26 protein-coding genes are annotated in these 26095 nt (G+C 68.2%); 13 read left to right on the top strand and 13 right to left on the bottom strand.

Going from position 1 to position 26095, the window contains the following annotated elements:
• Positions 1-71 precede the first annotated feature (71 nt).
• Positions 72-1115 (top strand): DNA replication/repair protein RecF, encoded by a 1044-nt coding sequence (gene recF, locus LRP66_RS11535; protein ID WP_230482743.1) that lies wholly within the window; start codon positions 72-74, stop codon positions 1113-1115.
• A 212-nt stretch (positions 1116-1327) separates the two neighbouring features.
• Here recF and LRP66_RS11540 read toward each other — a convergent pair whose 3' ends face one another.
• Positions 1328-1738: a hypothetical protein gene (locus LRP66_RS11540; protein ID WP_230482744.1), complete on the bottom strand. Its 411-nt coding sequence runs from the start codon at positions 1736-1738 to the stop codon at positions 1328-1330.
• A gap of 160 nt (positions 1739-1898) precedes the next feature.
• Between LRP66_RS11540 and gyrB the strand changes: the two genes are divergently transcribed.
• Entirely contained in the window at positions 1899-4391 is a 2493-nt protein-coding gene (gene gyrB, locus LRP66_RS11545; RefSeq protein WP_230482745.1) for a DNA topoisomerase (ATP-hydrolyzing) subunit B, read from the top strand.
• 68 nt (positions 4392-4459) lie between these two features.
• Positions 4460-5209: a class I SAM-dependent methyltransferase gene (locus LRP66_RS11550; protein WP_230482746.1), complete on the top strand. Its 750-nt coding sequence runs from the start codon at positions 4460-4462 to the stop codon at positions 5207-5209.
• Between the two features lie 159 nt (positions 5210-5368).
• Here LRP66_RS11550 and LRP66_RS11555 read toward each other — a convergent pair whose 3' ends face one another.
• The 8 genes from LRP66_RS11555 to thiD all read right to left on the bottom strand — a co-directional run bounded on the left by LRP66_RS11555 (position 5369) and on the right by thiD (position 13288).
• Positions 5369-6403 carry a sensor histidine kinase gene (locus LRP66_RS11555; protein WP_230482747.1) on the bottom strand — a complete coding sequence of 345 codons (1035 nt, stop codon included), beginning with the start codon at positions 6401-6403 and terminating at the stop codon, positions 5369-5371.
• Positions 6404-6417: 14 nt separating this feature from the next.
• Positions 6418-6861 (bottom strand): response regulator, encoded by a 444-nt coding sequence (locus tag LRP66_RS11560; protein ID WP_230482748.1) that lies wholly within the window; start codon positions 6859-6861, stop codon positions 6418-6420.
• Positions 6862-8298 (bottom strand): sensor histidine kinase, encoded by a 1437-nt coding sequence (locus tag LRP66_RS11565; protein WP_329959268.1) that lies wholly within the window; start codon positions 8296-8298, stop codon positions 6862-6864.
• A gap of 116 nt (positions 8299-8414) precedes the next feature.
• Positions 8415-9176 carry an exonuclease domain-containing protein gene (locus LRP66_RS11570; protein ID WP_230482750.1) on the bottom strand — a complete coding sequence of 254 codons (762 nt, stop codon included), beginning with the start codon at positions 9174-9176 and terminating at the stop codon, positions 8415-8417.
• Positions 9177-9228: 52 nt separating this feature from the next.
• On the bottom strand, positions 9229-10284 hold the full coding sequence (folP, locus tag LRP66_RS11575; RefSeq protein ID WP_230482751.1) for a dihydropteroate synthase: 1056 nt from the start codon (positions 10282-10284) through the stop codon (positions 9229-9231).
• Between the two features lie 39 nt (positions 10285-10323).
• A complete protein-coding gene (locus tag LRP66_RS11580; RefSeq protein ID WP_329959269.1) occupies positions 10324-11463 on the bottom strand; it encodes a site-specific DNA-methyltransferase in 1140 nt (379 codons plus the stop codon).
• Positions 11464-11795: 332 nt separating this feature from the next.
• Positions 11796-12392 carry a ribonuclease HII gene (locus LRP66_RS11585; protein WP_230482752.1) on the bottom strand — a complete coding sequence of 199 codons (597 nt, stop codon included), beginning with the start codon at positions 12390-12392 and terminating at the stop codon, positions 11796-11798.
• A gap of 68 nt (positions 12393-12460) precedes the next feature.
• Positions 12461-13288, bottom strand: a complete 828-nt coding sequence (gene thiD / locus LRP66_RS11590; protein WP_230482753.1) for a bifunctional hydroxymethylpyrimidine kinase/phosphomethylpyrimidine kinase — start codon at positions 13286-13288, stop codon at positions 12461-12463.
• Between the two features lie 303 nt (positions 13289-13591).
• On the opposite strand from thiD, the gene LRP66_RS11595 reads away from it, so the two are divergent.
• A complete protein-coding gene (locus tag LRP66_RS11595) occupies positions 13592-14476 on the top strand; it encodes a bestrophin family protein (RefSeq protein WP_230482754.1) in 885 nt (294 codons plus the stop codon).
• A 36-nt stretch (positions 14477-14512) separates the two neighbouring features.
• On the opposite strand, the gene LRP66_RS11600 is transcribed toward LRP66_RS11595, so the two are convergent.
• A complete protein-coding gene (locus tag LRP66_RS11600) occupies positions 14513-15934 on the bottom strand; it encodes a sigma-54-dependent transcriptional regulator (protein ID WP_230482755.1) in 1422 nt (473 codons plus the stop codon).
• 243 nt (positions 15935-16177) lie between these two features.
• Here LRP66_RS11600 and LRP66_RS11605 point away from each other — a divergent pair, with 243 nt between their 5' ends.
• The 6 genes from LRP66_RS11605 (at position 16178) to LRP66_RS11630 (ending at position 20771) form a co-directional block, all read left to right on the top strand.
• Entirely contained in the window at positions 16178-16312 is a 135-nt protein-coding gene (locus LRP66_RS11605; protein WP_230482756.1) for an aa3-type cytochrome c oxidase subunit IV, read from the top strand.
• Positions 16313-16316: 4 nt separating this feature from the next.
• Positions 16317-17444, top strand: coding sequence for an NAD(P) transhydrogenase subunit alpha (locus LRP66_RS11610; protein ID WP_230482757.1), 1128 nt, complete (start codon positions 16317-16319; stop codon positions 17442-17444).
• 122 nt (positions 17445-17566) lie between these two features.
• Entirely contained in the window at positions 17567-17899 is a 333-nt protein-coding gene (locus tag LRP66_RS11615) for an endonuclease domain-containing protein (RefSeq protein ID WP_230482781.1), read from the top strand.
• 1 nt (position 17900) lies between these two features.
• On the top strand, positions 17901-18200 hold the full coding sequence (locus LRP66_RS11620; RefSeq protein WP_230482758.1) for a proton-translocating transhydrogenase family protein: 300 nt from the start codon (positions 17901-17903) through the stop codon (positions 18198-18200).
• 32 nt (positions 18201-18232) lie between these two features.
• Positions 18233-19708, top strand: coding sequence for an NAD(P)(+) transhydrogenase (Re/Si-specific) subunit beta (locus LRP66_RS11625; protein WP_230482782.1), 1476 nt, complete (start codon positions 18233-18235; stop codon positions 19706-19708).
• Between the two features lie 142 nt (positions 19709-19850).
• Positions 19851-20771 carry a hypothetical protein gene (locus LRP66_RS11630; protein ID WP_230482759.1) on the top strand — a complete coding sequence of 307 codons (921 nt, stop codon included), beginning with the start codon at positions 19851-19853 and terminating at the stop codon, positions 20769-20771.
• Between the two features lie 63 nt (positions 20772-20834).
• Here LRP66_RS11630 and LRP66_RS11635 read toward each other — a convergent pair whose 3' ends face one another.
• Positions 20835-21659 carry an oxygenase MpaB family protein gene (locus tag LRP66_RS11635; protein WP_230482760.1) on the bottom strand — a complete coding sequence of 275 codons (825 nt, stop codon included), beginning with the start codon at positions 21657-21659 and terminating at the stop codon, positions 20835-20837.
• Between the two features lie 146 nt (positions 21660-21805).
• On the bottom strand, positions 21806-22741 hold the full coding sequence (gene dapF, locus LRP66_RS11640; RefSeq protein ID WP_230482761.1) for a diaminopimelate epimerase: 936 nt from the start codon (positions 22739-22741) through the stop codon (positions 21806-21808).
• 146 nt (positions 22742-22887) lie between these two features.
• Here dapF and LRP66_RS11645 point away from each other — a divergent pair, with 146 nt between their 5' ends.
• The 3 genes from LRP66_RS11645 to LRP66_RS11655 all read left to right on the top strand — a co-directional run bounded on the left by LRP66_RS11645 (position 22888) and on the right by LRP66_RS11655 (position 24938).
• Complete coding sequence (locus tag LRP66_RS11645; protein ID WP_230482762.1) at positions 22888-23451, top strand: helix-turn-helix domain-containing protein; 564 nt, start codon at positions 22888-22890, stop codon at positions 23449-23451.
• Positions 23448-24239, top strand: coding sequence for a glutaminyl-peptide cyclotransferase (locus tag LRP66_RS11650; RefSeq protein WP_230482763.1), 792 nt, complete (start codon positions 23448-23450; stop codon positions 24237-24239). Before LRP66_RS11645 ends, LRP66_RS11650 begins: the two co-directional genes overlap by 4 nt.
• Before the next feature lie 207 nt (positions 24240-24446).
• The gene (locus tag LRP66_RS11655) at positions 24447-24938 is read left to right on the top strand and encodes an Rrf2 family transcriptional regulator (RefSeq protein ID WP_268992456.1); all 492 of its coding nucleotides are present in this window, start codon (positions 24447-24449) and stop codon (positions 24936-24938) included.
• Here LRP66_RS11655 and LRP66_RS11660 read toward each other — a convergent pair.
• Positions 24876-26087 (bottom strand): DUF1501 domain-containing protein, encoded by a 1212-nt coding sequence (locus tag LRP66_RS11660; RefSeq protein ID WP_230482765.1) that lies wholly within the window; start codon positions 26085-26087, stop codon positions 24876-24878. The genes LRP66_RS11655 and LRP66_RS11660 overlap by 63 nt on opposite strands.
• Positions 26088-26095 lie beyond the last annotated feature (8 nt).

A 26095-nucleotide genomic window follows, 5' to 3' on the forward strand; every position in this document is an offset into this window, starting at 1 on the left:
CATCCCCCTCCACCACCGCTTCGCGGTGGTCCCCCTCCCCGTGCCGGGGAGGATGCTCTAAGGCGGATGTAATGCTCACCCGCCTGATCCTTACCGATTTCCGCAACCATGCCGATCTTGCGCTCCTGCCCAGCGCGGGGTTCGTCGTGCTGACCGGCGAGAATGGCGCGGGCAAGACCAACGTGCTGGAGGCGGTGTCGCTGCTAGCCCCCGGCCGGGGGCTTCGCCGTGCCGCGCTGTCGGCGATGGCGCGGCAGGGCGGCAAGGGCGGGTTCGGGGTCGCGGCGACGATCGACGGCGATGTCGAGATCGCGACCGGCGCGCTGCCTTCGGCGCCCGAGCGCCGCGTGGTGCGGGTTCAGGGGGCGGCCACGAGCGCCAATGCGCTCGCCGACTGGCTGTCGGTGCTGTGGCTCACCCCGGCGATGGACCGGCTGTTCGTCGAGCCAGCGTCGGAGCGGCGGCGCTTTCTCGACCGGTTGGTGCTGGCGCTGGCCCCGGCCCATGGGATGCACGCGACCCGCTATGATGCCGCGATGCGCGAGCGGAACCGGTTGTTGGCGAGCGATGGGCCGGTCGATCCCGACTGGCTGACCGCGCTGGAGGCCCGGATGGTCGAGCATGGCGCGGCGGTCGATGCCGCGCGGGTCGCAGGCGTCGCGGCGCTCGACCAGCGGCTGGCGGACGTGCCCGACAGCGTCTTCGCGCGTGCGTCGCTGGCGCTGGAAGGAGAGGCGGTGGACCCGCCCGCCTTCGCGCATGCGCTGGCGATGGGGCGGCGGCGCGATGCGGCGGCGGGGCGGACGCTGGTCGGACCGCATCGCGCCGACCTGATCGTCACCCATGTCGCCAAGGGGCAGGCGGCGGCGCTCTGTTCGACCGGCGAGCAAAAGGCGTTGCTGCTGGGCATCGTGCTGGCCCATGCCGATCTGGTGACGGAGCGGCGCGGCGTGGCGCCGGTGCTGCTGCTGGACGAGGTGGCCGCGCATCTCGACCCCTCCCGCCGCGCCGCGCTGTTCGAGCGGCTGGCGGGGCGGGGGCAGGTGTGGATGACGGGGACCGAGCCTGCGCTGTTCACCGACGTGCCGGGCGAGGCGACGCGGCTGGCGTTTTAGTTGGCCCCCCTTCCGCTTGCGGGAGGGGGACGGCGTGACGTCTCATCGAGCATCCCGCTCGTGGCCAGGCCCTCCCCCATCCCCTCCCGCGTGCGGGAGGGGCGTGCCTGGGGTGAGCTCTTCACCCTCCCACAGGCGGGAGGGGCGTGCTTGGGGGGGTGAGCCTCTCCCCCTCCCGCAGGCGGGAGGGGGTTGGGGGGAGGGAAGGGGTCTCACCGAGATCGCGCCTGGAAAACCCCAGCCTGGCGGCACATCCGCGCTGCGACCATATCCAGCGCCCGGTCATAGCTCGCCGTCTCCCCCGCGCTGAGGAAGCCCTGTTTCCTCACGAAGCGGTCCGCGTCTCGGCGGATGCGCGCCACCGTGTTCCACAGCTTTTGCGTCTCGGCCTGTGACAGGCGGCGGGCCTTGCGGGCGTTGCCGATATCGGCCTGCAGGATATCGGCGCGCATCGCGATATGCGCCTGTCGGGGATCGCGCGTGGGGCCGCCCATCTGCCCCTTCAACGCGCGTTGTGTCGTCAGGTCGCAGCTCGGATAATCCCGCCTCGATCCTTGCGCGGAGGCGGGTGCGCTCGCCAGCATCGCCAGCAGGGTCGTGAGAAACATCGCTTTGCCGGTCATCGCCTATCTCCCATGCCAGGGGCGGTGGGGAATACGCGCTGGCGCCTCTCGGGCTCCCGACCGGATCATGACATCGGCGTCAGCCCGCGCCGTCGCCGGTGCGGCCGCGCGCCCTCCCATTTTGCTTCCTTTAGGGGGCCGGAATTCCTATATACTCGCTATGGCAGATACCCCCCAGACGAATGAGTACGGCGCCTCCTCGATCAAGGTGCTGAAGGGCCTCGACGCGGTGCGCAAGCGGCCGGGCATGTATATCGGCGACACCGACGACGGTTCGGGCCTGCACCACATGGTGTTCGAGGTCAGCGACAATGCGATCGACGAAGCGCTGGCGGGGCATTGCGACCGCATCGACATCCAGCTGAACGCCGATGGCTCGGTCAGCGTGACCGACAATGGTCGCGGCATCCCGACCGGCATCCACCCCGAAGAGGGCGTCTCGGCGGCCGAGGTCATCATGACCCAGCTCCATGCGGGCGGCAAGTTCGAGAACACGTCGGACGACAACGCGTACAAGGTGTCGGGCGGCCTGCACGGCGTCGGCGTGTCGGTGGTGAACGCGCTGTCCGAGTTCCTCGACCTGACCATCTGGCGCGACGGCGAGGAGCATTATATGCGCTTCGCCCACGGCGACGCGGTCGCCCCGCTCAAGGTCGTCGGCAAGGCCGAACCGGGGCAGAAGGGCACGCGCGTGACCTTCCTGCCGAGTCCGGCGACCTTCAAGATCACCGAGTTCGACTTCGACAAGCTGGAGCATCGCTATCGCGAGCTGGCGTTCCTGAACTCGGGCGTCCGCCTGTTCCTGACCGATGCGCGGCACGAAGAGCCCAAGACGGTCGAGCTGTATTACGAGGGCGGGATCGCCGCCTTCGTGAAGTGGCTGGACCGCTCCAAGTCGCCGCTCTTCCCCGAACCCATCGCCATCCACGGACAGCGCGATGCGATCGGCATGGACGTCGCGCTGGAGTGGAACGACAGCTATTACGAGAACGTCCTGGCGTTCACCAACAACATCCCGCAGCGTGACGGCGGCACCCATATCGCCGCCTTCCGCGCCGCGCTGACCCGCACGCTCAACAATTATGCCGACAAGTCGGGCCTTCTCAAGAAGGAGAAGGTCACGCTGACCGGCGACGACATGCGCGAAGGCCTGACCGCGATCGTCTCGGTCAAGCTGCCCGATCCGAAGTTCAGCAGCCAGACCAAGGACAAGCTGGTCTCGTCCGAGGTGCGCCAGCCGCTGGAATCGCTGATCGCCGACAAGCTGGCCGACTGGCTGGAGGAAAATCCGCAGAACGCCCGTGCGATCGTCGCCAAGATCATCGACGCGGCCGCCGCGCGCGAGGCCGCCAAGCGCGCGCGCGAGTTGACCCGGCGCAAGGGCGTGATGGACATCGCCTCGCTGCCCGGCAAGCTGGCCGATTGCCAGGAGCGCGATCCCGCCAAGTCCGAACTCTTCCTGGTCGAGGGCGACTCGGCCGGTGGTTCGGCCAAGCAGGGGCGCAACCGCCATTTCCAGGCGATCCTGCCCCTGCGCGGCAAGATCCTGAATACCGAGCGCGCGCGGTTCGACCGCATGATCTCGTCCAAGGAAATCGGTACGCTGATCCAGGCGATGGGCACCGGTATCGGCCGCGACGATTTCAACGCGGACAAGCTGCGCTACCACAAGATCGTCATCATGACCGACGCGGACGTCGACGGCGCGCATATCCGCACGCTGCTGCTGACCTTCTTCTATCGCCAGATGCCCGAGCTGATCGAGCGCGGGCACCTGTATATCGCCCAGCCGCCGCTCTACAAGGCGACCAAGGGGCGGTCGGAAGTGTATCTGAAGGACGACAGCGCGCTCGACGAATATCTGGTCGAGGCGGGTGTTTCGACCATGGTGCTGGAAGGGCCGGGCGGCGCGCGCTCGGGCAACGACCTGAAGGGGCTGGTCGATCATGCGCGGCGGATGCGTACCCTCATGCGTTACGTTCCCCGCCGCTACGATGCGTCGATCATCGAGGTGCTGGCGCTGGCGGGCGCGCTCGATCCCGTACTGACCCGCGAGCAGCGCATGGCGACGGTGGTCGAAACCACGCGGCGGCTGGAATCGGGCGATCATGAGGCGCGCTGGTCGGCCCGGCTGACCGAGGATGGCGGCGTTCACTTCGAGCGACTGTGGCGCGGCGTGACCGACCACCACATCGTCGAGGCCAGCTTCATCGCCTCGGCCGAGGCGCGCAAGCTGCACAGCCTGGCCGCCGAACAGGCGGAGAGCTTCGCCCACGCCGCCAAGCTGGTGCCGCTGCGCAGCGCCGCGACCGAGCCGTCGGCGGATGTCGTGCCGACCGACGAGGACGGCAACAGCACCACGCTCGCGCGCGGCGAGACCCGCGTGGCGCGGCCGAGCCAGTTGCTGGAGGCGATCCTGACCGCGGGCCGCAAGGGGCTGGCGATCCAGCGCTACAAGGGGCTGGGCGAGATGAATGCCGAGCAGCTTTGGGAAACCACGCTCGACCCGGCCGTCCGCTCGATGCTGCGCGTGACCTCGGACGATGTCGCGGCGGCGGACGAGGTGTTCAGCCGGTTGATGGGCGAAGTCGTCGAGCCGCGCCGCGAGTTCATCCAGGACAACGCGCTGAACGTGGCGAATCTGGACGTGTAAGGCCCAACATCCTGCCCTCCGTTCGGGCTGAGCGGGGCGGGGGAATGGATCAGTCGAGGAGAGCAGGTATGAAGGCGATCGCGCTGGGACTGGTGCTGGCGGCGGGCACCACCGTCGCGGTGGCGCAGCAAAAGCCTGCCGCTCCGGCCAAGGTGCCGGCGTATATCACCGCCGCGCTGGCCGATCCGGCGCGCGCCGATCAGGCGGGCGACGATGAACGGCGCCAGGCGGCGGCCGTTCTCGCCTTTTCGGGGGTGAAGCCCGGCGACACGGTGATCGATTACCTGCCGGGCAAGGGATATTGGACCCGAATCTTCTCCGGCGCGGTGGGGCCCAAGGGCCATGTCTATACCTATTGGCCCGCCGCCGGACAGAAATATGCCGAGAAGTCGCTGGGCACGATCCAGGGCTGGAAGCTGCCCAATGTGACCGCGCAGGTGCAGGCGGTGAACCTGCCCGCTTCGGACAAGCCGGTCGACCTGTTCTGGACCGTCCAGAATTATCACGACGTCGCCAACAATGCGGGCGAACCGGCGCTGCGCGCGTTCGACCAGGCGGTGTTCAAGCTGCTGAAGTCGGGCGGCACCTATGTCATCATCGATCACGCCGATACGGTGGGCAAGGGGTTGGCCAATACCAACACGACGCACCGGATCGACCCGGATGCCGTCAAGCGGCAGGTCCAGTCGGTCGGCTTTCGCTTCGTCGGCGAGAGCAGGGTGCTGCGCAATCCGGCGGACGATCATTCGAAGAATGTCTTCGATCCCGCCATTCGCGGGCGGACGGATCAGTTCGTGTACAAGTTCCGCAAGCCCTGATCCTCAAGGGCAGGTAAAGCCCCTCTCCCGGCAGGGGGAAGGGTTGGGGAGGGGCAAGGGCCACCAATGCTGACCTCGGTGAGACCTCTTTCCCTCCCCCCAGCCCCTCCCGCTTGCGGGAGGGGAGTCTACCGGGTTCGTCTTCGACGAGCGGCCGTCCTAGACCGGCACCCGCAACACCGCCCGGACCCCGGAATGCGTCGGGTCATATTCCACCGCCGATTGCAGGCTCTGCGCCATCGCGCGGATCAGCTTGGCACCCAGCCCGGTTCCTTGCGGCGCCTGTCCGTCCGCCATGCCGCAGCCATCGTCCTCGACCGCCAGCACGCATTGGTCGCCGTCGCGCGACACGATGATCCGCACCTCGCCCCGGCCGTCGGGATAGGCATATTTGCACGCGTTGGTGACCAGTTCGGTGACGATCACGCCGATCGACACCGCCCGGTCGGTCTTCACCCGGATCGGCTCGGCGGTAAGCGTCAGGGTGCGCGGCATCACGTCGCTCGACCAGCTTTCGGCCAGTTCCTCGACCAGCGCGGAGAGATAGTCGCGCAGGTCGACCAGTTCGACGTCATTGGCGGTATAGAGCCGCCGGTGCACCTGCGCGATCGCGCGGATGCGGCGCTGCGTATCCTCCAGCGCCTCGCGCGCCTCGGCATCGGCCAGCACGCCCTTTTGCAGCCCGATCATCGCCGAGACGAGTTGCAGCGAGTTGGCGACGCGGTGATTGACCTCGCTCAGCATCGCCTCCAGCCGCGCGTTGGAGGCGCGGAGTTCGGCCTCGGCCTCCGCCTTGGCGCGTTCCAGCCGGGCGCGGTCCAGCACCTGCTCGAAGCTGGCGGAGAGCAGGTCGAAAAAGTCTTCGCCGACCGTCTTCACGACATAATCGGCGGCGCCGGCCTTCAGCGCGGCGACGGCGATCCGCCCCTCGTCCGACCCCGTGACATAGACGACCGGCGGCGGATCGGTCAGCGCGGTGATCGCGGCGAGCGTTTCCAGCCCGTCCATGCCGGGCATATAATGGTCGACCGCGACCAGATCGAAGCCGCCCTGTGCCGCCATTGCGACACCCTCGGCTCCCGACGCGGCCGAGGACACGTCGTAGCCCTGCCGCCCCAGCGCGCGCGCGACCAGCCGACGCAGGGCATCGTCGTCGTCGATATACAGGATATGGGGCGCCGGGCCGTCCGTCATCGCGTGTGGGGCGGTCAGCCCTCCACCTCGGGCACCTGGATCACCGAGAGGAACAGGCCGAGCTGGCGGATCGCCTGGGCGAAATTCTCATAATTCACCGGCTTGGTGATATAGACGTTGCAGCCGAGATCGTAGCAGCGCTGGATTTCCACCTTGTCGTCGGTGGTCGTCAGGACGACCACGGGCGCGCGGCGAAGCGGGCTGCCCTCTTCCTTGATCTTCGCCAGGATGTCGGTGCCGCTCATGTCGGGCAGGTTGAGGTCGAGCAGGACCATCGCCGGGCCGCTCTTGGCGGGCCCGTCGGGTGCGTGGAACAGATAGTCGAGCGCGGTGGTGCCGTCCGTGAAGTGGCGGATATCGTTCAGGATACCCGCGCGCCGGATATTCTTCTCGATCAGGCGGGCATGGCCCTCATCGTCCTCGATCATGACGATGCCCACGGAGCGATGGTCGTTCATTCAGGCGCCTTCGATGGAAAGGGTGGCGGGGAGCGACAAAAAGAAGGTCGCGCCCTCACCCAGTTGGGATTCGACGGAAATCGTACCGCCGAGACGATAGGCGAGGGCGCGGACATGGGCCAGCCCGATCCCTTCGCCCGGCTGGTCCTGCTGACCCGAACGGCGGAACAGGTCGAAGATGCGCTGGTGGTCGCGCGGATCGATGCCCCGGCCATTGTCGCGGATCGCGACGACGATGCGCGCATGGGCCTCGGTGGCGGAGACGTGCACTTCGGCGGCACGGGTCGGGTGGCGATATTTGGTCGCGTTCTCGATCAGGTTGGACAGGATCTGCTCGAGCGCGACCCGGTCGCTGACGATCACCGGCATCGGACGTTCGATGGTCAGGGTGACGCCGCGATCGTCGATGACGTGCCGGATCGAGTCGCTGATCTGTTCGACGAGCTGGTCGAGCGCGATCATCTCGGGCGCGAGCACCCGTCGGCCCTCGCGGCTGAGCTTCAGGATGGCGTTGATCAGCCGGTCCATCTTGGCGGTCGAGGTGCGGATGAAGCCGATCGCCTCGGGCAGATCCTCGCGCGCGGCGAGCCGGGCCTCTTCGGACACGATCTGCGGCGCCTCTGCCTCGGCGCGGTCGATCAGCTCGGACAGCGGCTTGGTCGCCGCCGACAGCTCGGCGGTGAAGCCCATCACATTGACCAGCGGCGAGCGCAGATCGTGGCTGACGATATAGGCGAAGCGCTGGATCTCCTCGTTCGCGAGCGCGAGGTCGGCGGTACGCTCCTTGACCTGTTCCTCCAGCGTCGCGTTGAGGTCCGCCAGGGCGAGACGCGACTGCTGGAGATCGCGCGTGTAGCGGCGCACGGTCAGGAAGGACACGATCGTGACCAGCACGAACAACAGGCCCGCGACGCCCAGCACGATCGAGAAGGTCCGGCGGCTCTTCATCTGCTCGGCGTCGCGCAGCGCGAGCAGCCGCCGTTCCTCGCGCGCCATCGAATCGAAGACGCGGCGCAGCTTCTGCATACGCTGCATTCCGCTATCCACGCGGAACAGCCGCAACGCCTCCGCACCGCGCCCCTGCTGGACCAGTCGGTTCGTCGTCCGTTGCGCGACCTCCAGCTCCGCGAGCCGCTGGATCACCGCGCGCATCGGGGCCAGTTGGCGCGGATTGTCCGCGGTCAGCCGCCGCAGCTCGGCGAGTTGGGGGATCAGCGCGTCATGCGCAGCGTCGAAGCTCGCCAGAAAGGGCGGCGTGCCCGCCAGCATGTAACCGCGCCGGGCGGTCTCCTGCTGTTCGGCGAGCCGCCGGGCTTCGATCAGCGTGGTCTCGACGCGATAGGTGTGGACGACCCAGTCGCTATGCCGATTGTCCTGGCGAATGGCATGGGCCGCCGCGATCGCGGCGATCAGCAGCGCAAGGAACCCCGTCGCCATGGTGGCGATCAGGATTCGTCCGATGGGATTTGCGCTACTGGGCGCGGTACTCAACCCCTGCATAAGCTTTGCCTTATCGAAGGATGAGGAGCGTTACCAGCGGGCCAGTGTCCGTATCACAGCAACAATTCCTGCGGGCTGGGGCGACCGACATGGCCGCCGCCGCGCCGCCGCGCCATTTCGGTCTCGGCGGTGAAGCGCACATCGACATCGCGGTCGGTCAGGAAACCCATCAGCGAATCCTCGTCGATCTCGCGCCAGTCCTTGCCGCGATCGGGTCCGTAGCGGACGCGCGGCAACAGGCCGGGGCTGCGCGACCATTCGAGCAGTTGCGCCAGGCTCGCCTCGTTGAGCTGGTCGCGGAGGTGATGCGCGGTGACATAGGCGTCGGGAAAGGCGCGGTGGATGGGCAGGCCGCGCTCATGCACCAGGCCCTCGGGCTTGCGCCAGTAGCGCAGCACCTGGTTGGAGAAGCTGGGGCTGTCGGGCCAGAGCCGGAGCGCACATTTCCAGGTGCAGATCCAATCGGCCGACCGCGTCATCGCGGGGGTGCAGAATTGCTGCTCGAAATCCGCGCGGTGCGCCGCGAGCGCGAGGCGGCGCGGCCAGGGGTCGAGTACGCGCCGCGCGACGTCGTGCCACCAGGGCGCATCGGCGACCTGCTCGTCCAGGATATGGTGGATCGCCTGGGTGATGGGGGGAATGGGGCGGCCCGGATTGACCAGGATATTGCCGCCTTCGCCTTCCAGTTCCCAGCGACCGTCCTTGCCCAGCGCCACGTCCTGCCAGCCGATCTCGCACACCCCGTGCGCGGGCGGGGCGGAGCCGGTCGTCTCCAAGTCGATGACGCGGATAATCTGGGGCTGGGGGCGTTGCATCGGCCCTATGTGGGCGCTTGGGGCCGGAAAAGCGAGACGTCTTGTCCCGACGCTATCCCATCAGCGCGCGGTCACGCAGCCCTCGCCAGACGTGCAGTGCCTGCACCGTTTCGGCGACGTCGTGGACGCGGATCAACTGTACGCCCGCCTCCGCGCCCTTCACCGCCAGCGCCAGCGATCCGCCGAGCCGGGCGTCGACCGGCGCTTCGTTGGACAGCGCGCCGATCATCCGCTTGCGGCTGGCCCCCAGCATGACCGGACAACCCAGCCCATGGAAGATGGCGAGCCCGTTGATCAGCGCCAGATTGTCGGCGAGCGACTTGCCGAAGCCGATGCCGGGATCGACCATCATGCGCGAGCGGGGGACGCCCGCCGCCTCGACCGCCGCGACGCGCGCCTCGAGCCAGTCGAACACCTCGGTCAGCACGTCGCCGTAACCGACCCGTCCATGCCCGCCCTTGTCCGGGTCGGGCGAGTGCATCAGGATGACGGGACAGCCCGCCCTTGCCACCACGTCCAGCGCGCGGTCGTCCCACAGCAGGGCGGCGACATCGTTGACGATGCCCGCCCCCGCCGCCAGTGCCGCCTCCATCACGGCCGCCTTGCGCGTGTCGATCGACACCAGCGCGCCGCCCGTGGCCAATCGCGCGATCACCGGGGCGGTGCGAGCGACCTCGTCACCTTCCCAGACGGGCGGCGCGCCGGGGCGGGTGGACTCGCCGCCCAGATCGATGACGGCCGCGCCCATCGCCGCCATCGCCATGCCGCTGTCCGCCGCCGCTGCGGGGTCGCCGACATGCTTGCCGCCGTCGGAGAAGCTGTCGGGCGTGACGTTCAGGATCGCGGCGACCTGCGGCTGATCGAAGCGAAGCGTGCGCTGGCCGATCACCCAGGGCGCTCGGGGCGCGGTGAAGGCGGCGTGGAGCGCCTCGGCCCTGGGGGAGCCGCCCAGTTCCTGCTGGAAACGCGCGACCGGCACGATGCGGCGGGACGCGCCGTCGCGAACCTCATAGGCGCCGAACCACTGCATCCCGCCCGCCAGGCGCAGGACGCTGCCGTCCTCCAGCCCCACGGGCGTGTCGACGAATTGAACGGGGCGGAGGTGCATGACGTTTCCCAAAACCCTCCCAGGCACGGGGAGGATTGCTTACGGCTGTGTCGCGAGGAGCCAGGTCTGGCGCATCGCATCGATGGGTTTCAGCGCGCCTTCCAGTTCGTAGTGCCAGAAGGTCCAGCCGTTGCAGGTCGGCCGGTTCTGGAGCACCGAGCCCAGCCGGTGGATCGATCCCGCCTGGCCGCATTCGGACAGCAGCGAGCCGTCCGCGCGCACGGTCGCGCGCCATTTCCGCTTGGCATCCATCAGCGGCATGCCCGGCGCGAGATAGCCGGTTTCGACCAGCGTGCCGAATGCGACCTTGGGCTGGGCCTTGGGGCTCTGCATCGTGGCGAGCGCGCTTTCGTCGAGCGGCAGCGCGGCCTCGATCCGCTCGATCGCGGCGGCGCAATAGGTCGGCTCTCGCTCGATCCCGATCCATTGGCGACCGAGCCGCTTGGCGACCGCGCCGGTCGTGCCGGTGCCGAAGAACGGATCCACGACGATATCGCCCGGCCGCGTGCAGGCGAGGAGGATTCGATAGAGCAGCGCCTCGGGCTTCTGGGTCGGATGGACCTTGTGCCCGTCCTTCTTGAGGCGTTCCTGACCGCCGCAGATCGGGAATTCCCAGTCCGAGCGCATCTGGATCTCGTCGTTCAGCGTCTTCATCGAACGATAGTTGAAGGTGTATTTGGCCTTCTCGCCCTTCGATGCCCAGATCAGCGTCTCGTGCGCGTTGGTGAAACGCGTGCCCTTGAAATTGGGCATCGGATTGGATTTGCGCCAGATGATGTCGTTGAGGATCCAGAAGCCGAGGTCCTGCACCGCCGTCCCGACGCGGAAGATGTTGTGGTAGCTGCCGATCACCCAGAGCGAGCCATTGTCCTTGAGCACCCGGTAGCATTCGGCGAGCCATGCGCGGGTAAAGGCGTCATAGGCGGCGAAGGTGTCGAACTTGTCCCAGGCGTCGGTGACGGCGTCGACATGGCTGCCATCGGGGCGGAACAGCTCGCCACCGAGCTGGAGGTTATAGGGCGGGTCGGCGAAGATCATGTCGACCGACCGGTCGGGCAGCGAGCGCAGCGCCGCGATGCAATCGCCCATCAGGATCTGGTTGAGCGGCAGGTCGCTTTCGCCATTCGCCGACACCGGCCGCATCCCGATCGGCCGTCCTACTGTCTGGATGACCCCCATCGTTAACCGTTCCTTCTTCCCTCAATGCCTCGCATCGGCCGGGAAGGAGTCGGTCGTCAAGAGGCGATTCGCGCGCGCGACTCGCGGGATTCCGCCAGATTCGCCGACAACGGCTATGCGTTGGGGCACATATTGGGGCTGTGGATAACTTCGCCCCCAAGGGAGTGGGGGTGTGGCACCGGCGACTCAATCCCCCGCCAATTCCTCCCCAAGCTACGCTTGGGGAGGGGGACCATTACGTCAGCAATGGTGGAGGGGCGAGACGGACCGGCCATGCCCCTCCACCACGGCCTTCGGCCGCGGTCCCCCTCCCCATCGGAGATGGGGAGGAATTAGGGGTCCAGATAAAATTGCGCCACAGGCGCGAAGCTGCGGCGGTGGAGCGGCGTGGGGCCATGTTCGCGCAGAGCCGCCAGATGGATCGCCGAGCCATAGCCCTTGTTGGAGTGCCACCCATAGGCGGGCCACTCCGCCGCGGCCTGGATCATCATCTCGTCGCGAACATGCTTGGCGACGATCGACGCGGCGCCGATCGCCAGCGACTTGGCATCGCCGCCGACGATCGCGGTCGCGGCATAGCCCCATTTGGGCAGGCGGTTGCCGTCGACCAGCACATGCGCGGGATGACTGCCCCGCGCCGCCACCACCGCATCGACCGCGAGCGTCATCGCCTTCATCGTCGCCCAGTAGATGTTGAGCCGGTCGATCTCCTCGGGATGGACGATGCCGACGCCGACCACCGCGCAGGCGCGGATCTCGGCACAGAGCCGCGCGCGGGTCTTTTCGGTCAGCTTCTTGGAATCGTTGATACCCTGGGGGCAATCGCGCTCTGGCAGGATGACGGCCGCGGCGACCACCGGCCCCGCCAGCGGCCCGCGCCCCGCCTCGTCCACGCCGCACAGCGGTGCGGGAAAACCGGTATCGACCATGGTTGGGGCTTTATCCCGGGGTGGTGGGGATGGGAAGCCACCGATTCCGCCCCGCGCCCGGGAGGAGATCAGCCCCAGCGGGCGGCGAAGGCGGGCGCGTCCCAGCCCTCGCGGCTGATCGCGGCGAGCAGGTGGTAGAAGGGGACCATCCCCAGCCCATGCCCCATCGGCCCATGGCCCTGCCCCAGTCCCGGCGCGGCGGCGAGCGCGGCCTGGACGAAGGCGATGCCGCGATCCACCGCGTCGGCGAGCGTCATGCCCTGGCCCAGACCGGTCGCGATCGCGCTGGCGAGCGTGCAGCCGGTGCCGTGGGTCGAGCGGGTGTCGAGCCGGGGATGCTGCCAGCGTTGCTCGCCATGCGGCTCGACCAGCCGGTCCTCGATCACCGGTCCCTCGCCATGCCCGCCCTTGACCAGCAGCGCGCGGGTCGAGGGGCGGACGATCGCCTCGCCGCCCAGCGCCGCCAGCTCGGGCAGGTTGGGGGTCGATAGCGTGGCGAGCGCCAGGAAGCGGCGAAAGGCGGCGATCACATCGGCATCCGCCAGCACCGATCCGCTGGTCGCGACCATGACGGGGTCGAACACCACCGGCAGGTCCAGCGCCTCCAGCCGGTCGGCCAGCGCATGTGCGGTTTCGGCCGATCCGATCATCCCGATCTTGACCGTGTCCGCCCCGATATCGGCGAGCACGCTGTCGATCTGCGCCATCACCATCGCGGTGGGGACGGGATGCACGCCCTGTACCCCCAGCGTGTTCTGCGCGGTGATCGCGGTGATCGCGGTCATCGGATGGCCGCCGAGCATCGCCACCGTCTTGATGTCCGCCTGAATGCCCGCGCCGCCCCCGGAATCGGAACCGGCGACGATCAGGATGCGGGGGGGCGGGGGGACGGTCATGGTCGTTTCGACATGCCTGTCCGCGCGCAACGGGGCAAGCGGTCGCGCCCATGTGCGACGCGGTGATTGGCGCCGTGAACCCGTGTCGGCCATGAAATCGTGCAGGTTGAGAAGCTTGGCACGAGCGCGTCTTTCCCATGCCCGAACCGCTTCATGGCACCTTCGTAATGTTTCGTTTCCGGCGGGGCGGGGGGCTTCCCCCGCTGCGTCGCACTATTATTTCGGGGCCGCATCCAACCGGAGATTTGGGGCGTTGCTGCGCCCTGAGATGCCGACCGGATGGTCGCATGAGGGAGACCTGTTTTGATCGTCGATGCCGTACCCCGTACCCGCATCATCATCGCGGAGGTTTGGCGCCCGCTGGTCGCGCTGTTCATCTGGGACGTGATCGTCACGGTGGCCTATTATGTCCTGCCGTTCAAGGCGCCGTCGCTGCCGCTGACGCTGTTCGGTACGGCGCTGGCGCTGTTCCTCGGCTTCCGGACCAACTCGGCCTATCAGCGCTGGTGGGAGGGGCGTCAACTTTGGGGCCTGATGATCAACGCCTCGCGCAACATCGCCCGTAGCGCGCGCAACTTCCTGCCCGATCCCGAAGGGCACGACCTCAAGCGTTCGATCGTCCTCCGCCAGATCGCCTATGTGCACGCGCTGCGTTGCCAGTTGCGCAAGCAGCCTGTCGATGGCGAGGTGTTGCGCTTCCTGTCGCGGGGTGAGGCGGAGCCGGCCCTGGCGCGGACCAACACCGCCAACGGCCTGCTCGACGGCACCGGCCGCCGCATCGCCGATGCGCAGAAAAAGGGCTGGATCGACACCATCCAGCAGACGCAGATGGAATCGGTGCTGGTCGACATCGCCAATTCGCAGGGCGGCATGGAGCGGTTGAAGAACACGCCGCTGCCCAACCAGTACCGCTTCATCCCGGCCTTTTTCACCCGGCTGTTCTGCGTACTGCTGCCGATCGGGCTGGTCGAGACGCTGGGTTTCGCGACGCCGGTGGGCTCTTCGATCGCGGGCCTGATGTTCCTTGCCGCGTTGCAGATCGGTGACGACCTGGTCGATCCCTTTTCGGACACCGTCCACGACCTGCCGCTGAGCGCGATGTGCCGGACGATCGAGATCGACCTGCTCCAGGCGATCGGCGATCCCGCGCCCGAGCCGATGAAGCCCGTCGACGGCGTGCTCTGGTAACGAACCTCTATTCCTCCCCCCGCAAGGGGAGGAATGTCAGGCCGCGTTGTCGATGCCCAGTTCGCCCAGCTTGCGATAGAGCGTCGAGCGCCCGATCCCCAGCCGCCGTGCGACCTCGGTCATGCGGCCGCGATAATGGCTGATGGCGAGGCGGATGACATCGGCCTCGATCTCCTCCAGCGGGCGCAGATTGCCGTCGGGGCGAAACAGGTTGATCCCGCCATTGTGAGTCGCCCCCGCCGCCGTGGCGCCGACCGAGGGACGGTCCCCCAGCGAGGCGATCTGCGGAAAATCGGCGGTGGTCAGCGCATCGCCCTCGCACAGCACGGCGGCGCGGAAGAGCGCGTTCTGCAACTGGCGGACATTGCCCGGCCAGTCATAGCGGCTGAGCAGTTCGAGCGCGTCGTCGGTGATCTCCAGCGCGCGCAGACCCGGCTGCTGCGCGATCCGGCCGAGCAGATGGCGGGTCAGCGCGGGCACGTCCTCCGCCCGGTCGCGCAGCGCGGGCACCGCGACATGGACGACGTTGAGCTTGTAATACAGGTCCTCGCGGAACCGCCCCGCCTCGACCGCCTCCAGCAGGCGACCGTCCGACGCGGCGATGATGCGGACGTCGACCTCGCGTGCGTGGCGCGCGCCCAGCGGAACGATCGTGCCCGTCTGCAGCATGTCGAGCAGCCGCGTCTGCGTCTCGGGCGGCATACCGGACACTTCGTCGAGGAACAGGGTCGACCCGTCCGCCTCGACCATCTTGCCGATCCGCCGCTCGAAGGCACCGGCAAAGGCACCCTCCTCATGGCCGAAGATGATGCTGTCGAGCAGGTTGGCGGCGGTCGCGGCACAGTTGACGCGGACCATCGGCCGTTCGGCGCGTGGCGAGGCGACATGGATCGCCTCGGCCAGCGATTCCTTGCCGACGCCGCCCTCGCCCTCGATCAGCACGGATACGCGCGCGCGCGCCGACTTGGCGGCGATGGCGAGCGCGGCGCGGAATTCGGGCGCGTCGCCGACGATCTCGTCGAAGGCGAGGAGCGCGGGGATCTTCTCGGTCAGCGGGCGAAGCTCGCCGCTCGTCTGTCCGGCGACGCACGCCTCCAGCGCGGCGAGCAGGCGTTCGGGGGCGAGCGGCTTGACCAGGAAGTCGGTCGCGCCCGCGCGCATCGCCGCCACCGCCTGCGCGACCGACTCGTTGGCGGTGAGCATCAGGATGGGCAGTTCGGGGCGAAGCGCGTGGCAGTCCGCGATCAACTGGGTGGCATCGGTGCCCGGCGCCCAATGGTCGATCAGCACGGCGTCGAGTTCGCGCCCCTGCGCCGAACCCAGGACGGAGGCCGCCATGTCCGCATCGGTGGCGAACAGGGTGCGCCAGCCGCCCCGCTGCGCCAGCGCGGCGATCAGCCGACGCTGGGCAGGTTCGTCATCGATCAGCAGCAGCAAACGTTGACCGTTGCGCGTCATATTTCGTCCCATTAGCCCTGTTGACCGCGCTATAGCGCAATTTTCTTAAAATCTGCCTTTATTCGGGACAGTAATGACATCACGGGATTAACGATGTCTTTCCGACGCTTGCCTTTTCCGATCGCGTGCAGATCGCGGATCGGACCGGGCGTTTCGGGGTTGATCCGCTGGCTGTGGCGAATAAGCTCGGATCTGGTCAGGACGGCGGACCGACCGCCCCGGCCGATAGCGGAGGTGAGGATCATGGCGGCCAATGACATCGGCACCGGCGAGATGAAGGCGCACGTCGCCACCTACGGTCTGTTGATCAGCCTGCTCAAATGGGGATCGATCGTGGTCGCCCTGCTGGTGATGGTCGTCCTCTGGCTGATCGCCTGACGCCGTGAGCGTCCGCATCGCGGTCCTGCGCGAGGCCGCATCCGGCGAATCGCGGGTCGCCGCCACGCCCGAAACGGTCCGCAAGCTGATCGCGCTCGGCGCGACATTGGCGGTCGAGCGCGACGCGGGGATGGCGGCGGGGATCTCCGACGAGGATTATGCGCAGGCGGGGGCGATTCCCGGCGCGCGCGATCAGATCCTGGCCGGCGCCGATATCGTACTGGCGGTGCAGGCACCCGAGGCCGCGACGCTCGCGGGCGTGGCGCCCGGCGCCTGGGTGGTCGGTGCCTTCGATCCGTTCCGCCGCGGCGAGGCGGTCGCCGCCTATGCAGCGGGGGGGCTGGAGGCGCTGGCGATGGACTGGATGCCGCGCATCACCCGTGCCCAGTCGATGGACATCCTGTCGTCCCAGTCGAACCTCGCCGGATACAAGGCGGTGCTGGAGGCGGCGAACGCCTATGGCCGAGCCTTTCCGATGATGATGACGGCGGCGGGCACGATCCCGGCGGCGCGCGCCTTCGTCATGGGGGTCGGCGTCGCGGGGCTTCAGGCGATCGCGACCGCGCGGCGGCTGGGCGCGCAGGTGTCGGCGACCGACGTCCGCTCCGCCACGCGCGAACAGATCCAGTCGCTTGGCGCCAAGCCGATCTTCGTCGAGGGCGTGGCGGGGATCGAGGGCGAAGGTGCGGGCGGCTATGCGGGCGAGACGAGCGACGCCTATCGCGCGGCACAGGCCGAACTGGTCGCGGGGCATATCGCCAAACAGGATATCGTCATCACCACCGCGCTGATCCCCGGCCGCCCCGCGCCGCGACTGGTCACCGATGGGCAGGTCGCGACGATGCGCCCCGGCAGCGTCATCGTCGACCTGGCGGTGGAGGCGGGCGGCAATGTCGAGGGCGCGGTGGCGGGTGAGATCGTCCAGCGCCACGGCGTGACGATCATCGGCCACCGCAACATGGCAGGGCGGTTGGCGCCGGACGCCTCGGCCCTGTTCGCGCGCAACCTGTATAATTTCCTGGCGGCCTTCTGGGACAAGGATGCCGGGCGGCCGGTGCTCGACGAGGAGATCGGCGACGCGATCCGGCTGACCAGGGGCGGGCAGGTGGTGAACCCGAGGTTGGGGTCGTGACGATCCTCCCCGGAACGGGGAGGGGGACCGGCGAAGCCGGTGGAGGGGGCGTGCCACCAACGCCGCGGCCCGAAGTAGCGCTGGCGCGAAAACTCCGCCGGTCACTGGGTCTGCCGGAGGTCATGCTTTGGCAAAAGCTTCGAGGATCGCCCGGCGGCGTTCGTTTCCGGCGACAGCATCCCATCGGATGCTACGTCGCCGATTTCTTCTGCGCCAAGGCGCGACTGGTCGTCGAGGTCGACGGTGCGATTCACGGCGTCGATCAACGTCCGCTTCGCGACACCGCGCGTGACCGTTTTATGAGTGACAACGGGTACAGGGTCATAAGGATCGGCGCCGCTGATATCCTGCGCGATGCCGAAGCGGTCGCCGCTTCGATCGTCTCGCTGGCGGCGAGCCCCCTCCACCACTCGCCTTCGGCGAGCGGTCCCCCTCCCCGTGCCGGGGAGGAATAGCATGGACTTCATAGCGATCCTGTCGATCTTCGTGCTGGCCTGCTTCGTCGGCTATTATGTCGTCTGGTCGGTCACGCCCGCGCTGCACACGCCGTTGATGGCCGTCACCAACGCCATCTCCTCGGTCATCATCGTCGGCGCGCTGATCGCGTCGGCGGCGTCGTCGGGGGCGACGGGTTCGGGCGTCGCCAAATGGCTGGGGCTGGCGGCGGTCGTGCTGGCCAGCATCAACATCTTCGGGGGCTTCGCGGTGACGCAGCGAATGCTCGCCATGTACCGCAAGAAGGAGAAGCGCTCGTGAGCCCCTCCGTCCTGTCGACCGTTCCGCAGAGCATGGCGGCCAGCCCCTGGGTCTCGCTCGCCTATCTGGTCGCGGGGGTGTGCTTCATCCTGGCGTTGCGGGGGCTGTCGAGTCCGACGACCAGCCAGCGGGGCAATCGCTTCGGCATGATCGGCATGGGCATCGCGGTCGTCACCACGCTGGTGACGCATGTGCCCTTCGCTTTGCCGGAGGGGAGCCGCAACTTCGACGCACAGGGCGTCGACTGGACCGCGATCATCGAAATCCTCGCCGCCATCGGCCTGGGCGCGGCGATCGGCATCACCACCGCGCGGCGCATCGCGATGACCGCGATGCCGCAGCTGGTCGCCGCCTTCCACTCGCTGGTCGGGCTCGCCGCCGTCGCGGTCGCGTGCGCGGCGTTCCTCAACCCGGTCGCCTTCGACATCGCCGACATGGTCGTACCGCTGATCGGACCGCCCTTTGCCAGCATCCATGTCGTCAGCCGGGTGGAGATGGCGCTGGGCGTGGCGATCGGCGCGATCACCTTTTCGGGTTCGGTCATCGCCTTCCTGAAGCTCAACGGCAATATGGGTGGCAAGCCGATCCTGCTGCCCGGCCGTCATGCGCTCAATCTCGGCATCCTCGGCGCGATCGTCATCCTGGTGGCGATGTTCACGCGGGATCAGGCGCCGTGGATCTTCTGGACGATCACCATCCTGTCCTTCGCGATCGGCTTCCTGCTGATCGTCCCCATCGGCGGCGCGGACATGCCGGTCGTGGTGTCGATGCTGAACAGCTATTCGGGCTGGGCGGCGGCGGCGATGGGCTTCACCCTGCACAACAGCGCGATGATCATCACCGGCGCGCTGGTCGGATCGTCGGGTGCGATCCTGTCCTACATCATGTGCCGGGCGATGAACCGCAGCTTCATCAGCGTGATCGCGGGCGGCTTCGGCGCGAGCGATGCGGGAAGTGCGGGCGGCGTTGCGGTCGACCGGCCGTGGAAGCGCGGCAGCGCGGAGGACGCGGCCTTCCTGATGAGCCAGGCCGAACAGGTCGTCATCGTCCCGGGATACGGCATGGCGGTGGCGCAGGCGCAGCATGTCCTTCGCGAGATGGGCGACCTGCTCAAGAAGGAGGGGGTTCGCGTCAAATACGCCATCCATCCGGTCGCGGGCCGGATGCCCGGCCATATGAACGTGCTGCTCGCCGAGGCGAACGTCCCCTATGACGAGGTGTTCGAGCTGGAGGACATCAACGCCGAGTTCGCGCAGACCGACGTCGCCTTCGTCATCGGGGCCAATGACGTGACCAACCCGGCGGCGAAGACCGACAAGTCCTCGCCGATCTACGGCATGCCGGTGCTCGATGTCGAAAAGGCCAAGACCGTATTGTTCATCAAGCGCTCGATGGGCGGCGTCGGCTATGCCGGGGTGGATAACGAGTTGTTCTACCGCGACAATACGATGATGCTGCTCGCCGACGCCAAGAAGATGGTCGAGGAGATCGTCAAGGCGCTCGGCTAAATGACCGATTTGGACTGAATCGTCATCGCGATCTCGCCCCTTCCGCTGGATCGCGAGGGCGCCATATCGTATCCGAAGCCCGTCCGCCGGACAGGATCTGGCGGTGTACCCGGCCTGGGGGGCGGGGCAACGGGGAAAAAGGGTGGACGGACAGGAGCTTTACGGCGACGGTTTCGGCGTGGTGGTGATCGGCGCGCCCGCACTGGCCGTAGCGGCGCGTGATGCCGTGCATCAGGCGGGCGGCCGCGTGCTGCGGACGATCGCTTGGGCGTCGGTGGCCGACGAAATCGGCCTTCAGGCGGGGCGCCCGCTGCTCCTGGTCGATACGCATGGTGCCGAACCCGCGATGATGGAGATCGCGCTCGCCCGGATCGATGCGGTGGCGACCGCGCTCGATCTGCCCATTGTGGTCAGTCTGACCACGGCGGAGATCGATCTGGTCGCGGCGATGCTGCTGGGCCCCAAGGTGGAAATGCTGTGCGATGCCAGCCAGACCGAGCTGATCGCGGCGCTGGCGGTCGCGGGGGTCAGCAACAGCGCCGCCGCGATGCTGCACGCGCATTTCCGCGAAGGGGAGTCGGAGCGGCTGAGGCGGCTGAATGCCGAGGTCGCGCGCATCGCCGAGGCGCTCGCCCGGCTGTCGGTGCAGGAGGAGGAGAACCGGCGCGGCGGCGTCGGCGACCGACACCAGAGCTTTCACGGGGCGCCCGCACGGTCGCATCCGGGCGACGCCGATCTGGTCCGCCGCATGATCCGCGCGCGGCGGCAGCGCGACGGCTTTTTCGGAACGGGGCTGTTCGAGGAACCGGCCTGGGACATGCTGCTCGACCTTTATGCGGCGCATCTGGAGGAGACCCGGGTATCGGTCTCCAGCCTGTGCATCGCCGCCGCCGTCGCGCCGACCACCGCACTGCGATGGATCGGCAAGATGACCGAGGCGGGGCTGTTCGCGCGGCAACCCGATCCGGTCGACCGCCGCCGCGCCTTCATGGTGCTGACCCAGCCCGCGCTGGAGGCGATGCGCGGCTATCTCGATGCGGTGCGGCGGCTGGGGACGCTGTAGGCCTTATTCTCCCCTCTCCCCTCTACGAGGGGCGAGGGGTGGACAGGCATGGTTGAATGTCGCTCAGCCCGCCAGCGCCCAGCGGATCGCGCCGCCCAGCCGCCGGGTGCCCGCCCGGATCGCGGGGCGGATCGCGGCGGGGCCGTCCAGGCCGTGCAGCCGCGCCGCCCATTCGGGAAGCAGCGCGATTCCCGCCTGGGTCAGCCAGGAAGCGACGGGCGCGAGCGTGGGGCTGGGCGCGGGCTGGTTGAGCAGGGTGCGCGCGACCATCCGCGTGCGCGCGTCGACGCGAAGCTCGGACCGGATCGATCCCAGGAAGCGTGCCAGCTGGTGGCGATCCTCGGGAACATCCCGTGCGCCCAGCCGCCGTGCGATCATCGCCATCTCGGCGAGGTAGCGGTCGGCCGCGTCGTCCGGAAAATCGGGGTCGCGATAGGTGCGGTGCGCGCGAAGGAAGCTGTCGACCTCGGCGGCATGGACGAAGGTCAGCAGATGCGGATCGTTGGCGCTATAGGGCGTGCCGTCGGGCAGGGTGCCGCTGACCCGGTCATGTACCTGCCTTACCCGCGCGATCATAGCGTCCGCCGCCTCGGTCGAGCCATAGGTGGTGACCGAGATGAACCCGGCGGTGCGTCTCAGCCGGCCGGCCATGTCGCGGCGAAACTGCGAATGGTCCCACACCCCCGCCAGCGCGGCGGGGTGGAGCATCTGGACGAGCAGCGACGCGATCCCGCCCGCCATCATCGCGGTGAAGTCGCCGTGAACCGCCCATGTCGCCGAACCCGGCCCGAACAGGCCGTCATCGCCCGGCGGCCGAGTCAGATCGAGCGAACGGGCGCCGACCACGTCTCGAATCTGGTCGGCGATCTGGCGGCGGACGGGGAGCATGTTCGATCAACGCCCAAGCGCGGGCTTGCGTTGCGTGCGGGTGGGCATGTCGTTTGCGTGGCCTTGATCGGTGCGCCGGAACGCCCCCCACCCTCCGTCCGCGCGGAGCGACGTCGAAGCGAACGCCCGCCACTCGCCGGAAGGGCTCACCCCCGCCTGGCGGCGTCCCAGGCGGCGATCTCCTCGGGGAAGCGGCGATCGACCACCAGGTCGCTGGCCGTCTCGCTGGAGAGGTCGACCTCGACCGATCCCGCCCATTCATAGGTCGCGTTGCCCGACAGCGTGACCATGCCATCCCGCCCGGCAAAGGCGCGGACGAGGCCGCCGCGATTGAACACCACGGTCGGGCGGTCCCAGCCGATACGCCCGGTCAGACAGGCGGCGTAGGTGGAGGCGGCCATCGCGCTGCCGCAACTGTCGGTCAGGCCCACGCCGCGCTCGAACGTCCGGACGAACAGCGCATCGCCGCGCAGCTCGACGAACGAGACATTGGCGCGGTTGGGCAGCCAGTCGGGCGCCGCCTCGCAAAGCTGGCCGAGCCGGACCAGCTCCGCCTCGTCCACCTGCTCGACGAAATGGACCAGATGCGGGTTGGGCATGGTCACGGCGGTGAAGCGAAGGGCGGGATCGAGCATCGGCAGCACCGCCTCGACCAGGCGTTCGGGCGCGCCGTGGATCGGCCAGGCGGCGGTCGACAGCCCTGCCGGGCCCGCTGTCTCGCGCACGGTATAGACGCCGGGCGCCAGATCGTCGTCGCGCCGCGCCTCGGCCCGCGATGTCTTGAGCTTGACGGTCGCGGTGTCGAGCCCGAGCGCCTCGAACCCGGCGCGGGCGACGCAGCGGACGCCGTTGAGGCACGTCTCCGCCTCGCTCCCGTCGCTGTTGCGCATCACCATCCCGAACGCGGCCTGCGCATCGCCGGGGACGAGCAGCAGCAGGCCATCGCCGCCGACCGGACCCTCGCGATCGGCCAGCGCGCGCGCCACGCCCGCCCATTGCGCCTCGGTCAAGGACAGCTCGCGCGCGTCGATCATCGGGAAGTCGTTGCCCGACCCATGGCATTTGACGATCGCGAACCGCATCGCGGACCTCCTGTTCGGCACTGACGAGACGCGACCGCTTAGCTCAGCGAGGGCGCCGCCGCCAGTCGGGGCTCGGGCGGCGGGGGGTTGCCAAGACGGGACGGCTATAGGACAGCCAGAGGGATACGGACGAAAGGGACAGGTCGATGATCACCGCGATCCGCGAGGTTCGCCGCGCCAAGGGCATGACGCTGGACGATGTCGCGCGCGCCTGTTGCCCGCCCACCACGCCGCAGACGATCGGTCGGCTCGAGATGGGAACGCGGACGGTATCGCTGCCCTGGCTCACCCGCATCGCCGACGCGCTGGGCTGCACCACCGGCGATCTGGTGACCCTGCCGGAGCGCGACACGCTGCCGGTCGCGGCGCTACTGGGGCCGCGCGGGGCGGTGGCGCCGCGCAGCGCGCGGGTCGTCTCGCCGCCCTGTGCGACGCCGGGGATGATGGCGGTCACGGTGACCGGCGCGATCGGGGACTATCGCGCCGGTGATGAGCTCTGGTGCGAGCCATTGGGCGCGGATAGATTCGCCGATGCCATGAATCGCGATATCCTCGTGCCCCGCCCCGCCGGTGGCTATGTCTTCGCCCGGCTCGCCGCCGTGCTGGGCGACGCGCTGCACCTGTTGCCGCTGGAGCCGGGGACGGCGGGGGTGACGGTGCCCGCGCCCGCCTGGATCGCGCGCGTGGCGCGACTGGTGCGCACGCTGTGATCCGCGTCCTGTTGCCGCTGGCGCTCGCCTTCGCCCTTCCCGCCGTCGCGCAACAGGCGTCGGCGCCCGCCGCGACGCCCGCACCCGCGCCGATCGAGAAGCCGGTACTGGTCCATGCCTATCCGCACGACACCGCCGCCTTTACCGAAGGGCTGCTGATTACCGACGGCGCGATGTACGAAAGCACCGGGCGCGAGGGGCAGAGCAACATCCGGCAGGTCGACCTCGCCACCGGCAAGACGCTTCGCCAGGCGACCGTGCCCGATGGCCTGTTCGGCGAGGGTATCGTCGCCTGGGGGCCCGAGCTGCGCAGCGTCACCTGGCATGGCGGACGTGGCTTCCGCTGGAGCCGCCCGACGCTGAAGCGTACCGGCGAATGGCGCTATGACGGCGAAGGCTGGGCGATGACCGATGACGGGCGGCACATCATCCTGTCCGACGGCACGCCCCGGCTGCGCTTCCTGGACCCGGCGACGATGAAGGTCGCGCGGACGCTGGACGTGACGGTCAATGGGCGGCCGCTCAAATATCTCAACGAGCTGGAATATATAAACGGGCAAATCTGGGCCAATGTCTGGATGACCCCCTATATCGTGCGGATCGACCCGACGACCGGGGTCGTGGCGGGGGTGGTCGATCTCAGCGACCTGGTGAACCGGGTCGGGCTGACCGATCGGGATTCGGTGCCCAATGGCATCGCCTATGACCGGGCGAAGCACCGGATTTTCGTGACCGGAAAGAACTGGCCGGAACTGTTCGAAATCCGCCTGCCATCCGCGGCGCGCTGACCCGTTGCCCGATGGCAACCACGAAAAAGAGCAGAAACGATGAAGGGGATACGTTTCGCGTCGGGAACGTTAACGCAATAATCTAATCCGAATAACATGGATTAGTAAAAGCAAAGCCCATATGGTCCATTCATGGACGCATCCCGACAAGGGTGACCACGATTATCGTGGCGACCCGCCGGGCCGCGCAGTGAGGAGCGTGATTAGTTGCCGACCAGCACTCGATTTGTCGTGTCGCTTCATATGCTTGCCTTGATGGCCGAGCATGGGGACACGCCCCTTCGCTCCGAGGATATCGCGGTCAGCGTCAATTCCAACGCCGCGGTGGTCCGCGCGTTGTTGCTGCGTCTGGCGGCGGCGGGGCTGACCCGGTCGCAGCTCGGCAATCGCGGCGGGGCGATGCTGGCCAGGCCGTCGTCCGACATCCGGCTGGTCGACGTGTACCAGGCGGTGGAGGATCGCAACTTCTTCGCCTTCCATCGCCAGCCGCCCGAGGGGGAGGGGATGATCGACCGGCACATCACCGCCAGCCTGGAGACGATGCTGACCCCGGTGCGCGAAGCGCTGGAGGACAAGCTGGCGGGACTGACGCTCGACGATGTGCTCGACGATATTCGTGGCCGTGCCGGGGTGTTGTCAGATCAGGCGCAGATCGGCCGGGGTGCTATTGGGGAAGAGCGGCGCCAGGCGACTGGCTGACAGGCCGAACTGCCGCCCGACCAGCCCGCCGATCAGCGAGCGATAGTCGGTCAGCACGGGCAGATCGCGATTCTGGTTGAGCGTCGCGGCGGACAGCGCGACCTGCTCGCCCGCCATGCGGCCGCCCGACACCCCGCCGCCCAGCACCCAATAGATGCTGCCATGGCCGTGATCGGTGCCCCGGTCGCCGTTTTCGCGGAAGGTGCGGCCGAACTCGGATACGACGACGACATTGGTCATGCGCCAGGCATCCGGCCCGATCGCCTGCGCGAAGCTGGCCAGTCCGCGTCCGAGATCGCCGATCCGGTCGGCAAGATAACCCGTCGCGCCACCCTGGTTCACATGCGTGTCCCAGCCGCCGACATCGACAAAGGCCAGGTTGAACCGGTCGCGCATCAGCGTGCCGATCCGTTGCGCCGACAGTGCGAAGCCCTTGGCCGAGACGGCACCCCGGCTCGCCGCCTTCATCTCCTGATCAAGCGTCTTGTAGACGGTGTCGCGCACCGCGAAACCCTCGCTGACCGATGGAGCGAGATCGGGATGCCCGGCATACATGCTCTGGATCAGCGCGGCCTGGCGCTGGTCGATCGGCTTGCCGACATTGGCGAGCGCGAGATTGGGGATGGGATCGTCGCCGCCCCGGAAACACAGCGGCAACTGGTCGGTGAAGGCGATCGGCTTCTCGCCCGTGCCCAGGATTTCCGCGAGCCGCGCCATGAAGCCCGAACCATAGTCGCGATGCCCGCCGACCGGCTGGCCCAGCTCGATCGTGTCCTGCGTCTCGAAATGGCTGCGGCTCATATCGTCGGTGCCCGCGAAGGGGACGAAGGCGATCTGCTTCGCCTGCCATAGCGGCAGGATCGTGTCCTTCAGCGCGGGATGAAGCGCCCAGTCGGCGTCCAGCGGCAGCGGCGCATTGGGATCGGCCGGGTTCGGCTTGGGCAGCGCGATGGTGGGACGCGACTGGTGATAGAAGTCGCTGCCGCTCGGGACCACGATGTTGACCGCGTCATAGGCGCCGCGCAGGAACACGACCAGCAGACGGCTGCCCGCCTGGGGGGCGGCGAAGGCCTTGCCCGCCATCACGAAGGGGGCGAGCGCGGCGGCGCCCTTCAACAGGTCGCGGCGATGCAAATGGGGGAACAGCATGCGGTCCT

The sequence above is a fragment of the Sphingomonas sp. Leaf21 genome (assembly GCF_916858675.1).
Classification (GTDB): Bacteria; Pseudomonadota; Alphaproteobacteria; order Sphingomonadales; family Sphingomonadaceae; genus Sphingomonas.